Origin of the sequence: Bradyrhizobium sp. LA6.1, from assembly GCF_040547805.1 — a bacterium.
Classification (GTDB): Bacteria; Pseudomonadota; Alphaproteobacteria; order Rhizobiales; family Xanthobacteraceae; genus Bradyrhizobium; species Bradyrhizobium barranii.
In genome coordinates this window covers 2,501-5,741 of sequence record NZ_JBEPQK010000048.1, presented here as the reverse complement: position 1 = coordinate 5,741, position 3,241 = coordinate 2,501, and the positions used below count along the sequence as shown (strand labels likewise).

General features: G+C 53.7%; 1 protein-coding gene, 2 tRNA genes and 2 rRNA genes (1 of these 5 only partly in view). All 5 read left to right on the top strand.

Features of this window, described 5'->3' with window-relative positions; genetic code table 11:
* On the top strand, positions 1-188 hold a 188-nt coding region (locus tag ABIB99_RS44270; protein WP_354182261.1), incomplete at its 5' end, for a hypothetical protein.
* 86 nt (positions 189-274) lie between these two features.
* A 16S ribosomal RNA gene (locus tag ABIB99_RS44265) occupies positions 275-1,763 on the top strand.
* A gap of 192 nt (positions 1,764-1,955) precedes the next feature.
* Positions 1,956-2,032 (top strand) — tRNA-Ile (locus ABIB99_RS44260).
* Positions 2,033-2,065: 33 nt separating this feature from the next.
* Positions 2,066-2,141 (top strand) — tRNA-Ala (locus ABIB99_RS44255).
* 411 nt (positions 2,142-2,552) lie between these two features.
* Positions 2,553-3,241: ribosomal RNA gene (locus ABIB99_RS44250) — 23S ribosomal RNA — on the top strand; it runs 2,184 nt beyond the window's last position.
* Together the 16S and 23S rRNA genes with 2 tRNA genes alongside form the textbook arrangement of a ribosomal RNA operon.

Genomic DNA, 3,241 nt, shown 5'->3' with positions numbered 1-3,241 from the left:
CTCTGGAAGGTTGGGACCTCCTGGTCCCGGGCTGTTTGACAAGTGAAGATGAAGAAAGAGAAACGTGGACGGCGGAGTCCTTGCGCCTCTCGGACACTGAAGAGCTTCGGCTTTTGAGTTCTGAGAGGGGACGAAAGACTTCGGCGGTACACGTTTTAAAGGAAACACCATCGCTGCCAGCGATGTGAATCGCGGGCAGCTCGACGACTTCGGTTGTCGAAATAATGGTGGGACCTCGTCAAACGTTGTGATCAGCCGGTTCAAAGTTCAAGTCCAACTTGAGAGTTTGATCCTGGCTCAGAGCGAACGCTGGCGGCAGGCTTAACACATGCAAGTCGAGCGGGCGTAGCAATACGTCAGCGGCAGACGGGTGAGTAACGCGTGGGAACGTACCTTTTGGTTCGGAACAACACAGGGAAACTTGTGCTAATACCGGATAAGCCCTTACGGGGAAAGATTTATCGCCGAAAGATCGGCCCGCGTCTGATTAGCTAGTTGGTGAGGTAATGGCTCACCAAGGCGACGATCAGTAGCTGGTCTGAGAGGATGATCAGCCACATTGGGACTGAGACACGGCCCAAACTCCTACGGGAGGCAGCAGTGGGGAATATTGGACAATGGGGGCAACCCTGATCCAGCCATGCCGCGTGAGTGATGAAGGCCCTAGGGTTGTAAAGCTCTTTTGTGCGGGAAGATAATGACGGTACCGCAAGAATAAGCCCCGGCTAACTTCGTGCCAGCAGCCGCGGTAATACGAAGGGGGCTAGCGTTGCTCGGAATCACTGGGCGTAAAGGGTGCGTAGGCGGGTCTTTAAGTCAGGGGTGAAATCCTGGAGCTCAACTCCAGAACTGCCTTTGATACTGAAGATCTTGAGTTCGGGAGAGGTGAGTGGAACTGCGAGTGTAGAGGTGAAATTCGTAGATATTCGCAAGAACACCAGTGGCGAAGGCGGCTCACTGGCCCGATACTGACGCTGAGGCACGAAAGCGTGGGGAGCAAACAGGATTAGATACCCTGGTAGTCCACGCCGTAAACGATGAATGCCAGCCGTTAGTGGGTTTACTCACTAGTGGCGCAGCTAACGCTTTAAGCATTCCGCCTGGGGAGTACGGTCGCAAGATTAAAACTCAAAGGAATTGACGGGGGCCCGCACAAGCGGTGGAGCATGTGGTTTAATTCGACGCAACGCGCAGAACCTTACCAGCCCTTGACATGTCCAGGACCGGTCGCAGAGATGTGACCTTCTCTTCGGAGCCTGGAACACAGGTGCTGCATGGCTGTCGTCAGCTCGTGTCGTGAGATGTTGGGTTAAGTCCCGCAACGAGCGCAACCCCCGTCCTTAGTTGCTACCATTTAGTTGAGCACTCTAAGGAGACTGCCGGTGATAAGCCGCGAGGAAGGTGGGGATGACGTCAAGTCCTCATGGCCCTTACGGGCTGGGCTACACACGTGCTACAATGGCGGTGACAATGGGACGCTAAGGGGCAACCCTTCGCAAATCTCAAAAAGCCGTCTCAGTTCGGATTGGGCTCTGCAACTCGAGCCCATGAAGTTGGAATCGCTAGTAATCGTGGATCAGCACGCCACGGTGAATACGTTCCCGGGCCTTGTACACACCGCCCGTCACACCATGGGAGTTGGTTTTACCTGAAGACGGTGCGCTAACCAGCAATGGAGGCAGCCGGCCACGGTAGGGTCAGCGACTGGGGTGAAGTCGTAACAAGGTAGCCGTAGGGGAACCTGCGGCTGGATCACCTCCTTTCTAAGGATGATCCTTCAGTGAGCTTCGGCTCACTATCGGATCGTTTTAGAAACATCAGTGGCCAACGGTCGTCAGGATCGTTGAGCTGCATTGGCGGGATTTCGCCGTCTTCGTTTCTCTTTCTTCGCGGACGAACACGCGCTGGGGCTGCAAGCTTGCAGAATCCCTGGTCCTTGACTGGATATGCGTTAGGGGCTTGTAGCTCAGTTGGTTAGAGCGCGCGCTTGATAAGCGTGAGGTCGGAAGTTCAAGTCTTCCCAGGCCCACCACACTCATCGAGTGAGCATTCGTCTTCTGGTTACGGGGCCATAGCTCAGCTGGGAGAGCGCGTGCTTTGCAAGCATGAGGTCGTCGGTTCGATCCCGTCTGGCTCCACCAGATGGTTTGATCATCGACTGATCGTGCACCTAAATCGTCCGCGAAACATCACTTCGCACTTACTAGTCCGGATGGACAGTAAGCTGCGTGATTTCTGACATCGTAAAGAGGAGATCGATCCGAGTTGGATCGGGCAACAAGCAATTGTTGCGCGATACTTCATTATCTCCGGATCATTTCGGCGCTCGTGCGCCTTTCAATGTAGCTCACAAGGCTGCGTCTGGAAGGAATGCGAGTTGTAAATGATCCTTTTAGCGAAGCTTGACCGCCTCGCTATCGGAACGATCTTACGAAGCAAGCTGGTCTTTCTAATCATTGTCCGGCTGCAGATAGCGTTCATCGAGGGCGCGTGCCGCAAGGTAATTCTGCAGACAACATTCTGCCGAGTGTGTGGACATTGATAATGAGAGCAATCAAGTGCCTTAAGGGTGTTCGGTGGATGCCTTGGCGCTGAGAGGCGATGAAGGACGTGCTACGCTGCGATAAGCCGTGGGGAGCTGCGAAGAAGCTTTGATCCATGGATTTCCGAATGGGGAAACCCACCTTCGATAGCCGGAACTCCAAGACCTTTGTCGAAAGACATCGGTGTGGGGTTTGATCAGAAATGAGAGATGCCTGGACCTTTAGATTTCGATCGAAGAGGTTTTGGATTTCCGGTTATCAAGAGAAGGTATGAGACTTCTGAATACATAGGAGGTTTCAAGCAAACCCAGGGAACTGAAACATCTAAGTACCTGGAGGAAAGGACATCAACAGAGACTCCGTTAGTAGTGGCGAGCGAACGCGGACCAGGCCAGTGATACATCAAAGACAATCGGAACCGGTCAGGAAAGCCGGGCCTTAGAGGGTGATAGCCCCGTACGAGTAATGCGATGATGTATCCACGAGTAAGGCGGGACACGTGAAATCCTGTCTGAACGCGGGGGGACCACCCTCCAAGCCTAAGTACTCCTCAGCGACCGATAGTGAACCAGTACCGTGAGGGAAAGGTGAAAAGCACCCCGACGAGGGGAGTGAAATAGACCTGAAACCGGACACCTACAAACAGATGGAGCCCAAGATACGTTCTGGGTGACATCGTACCTTTTGTATTATGGGCC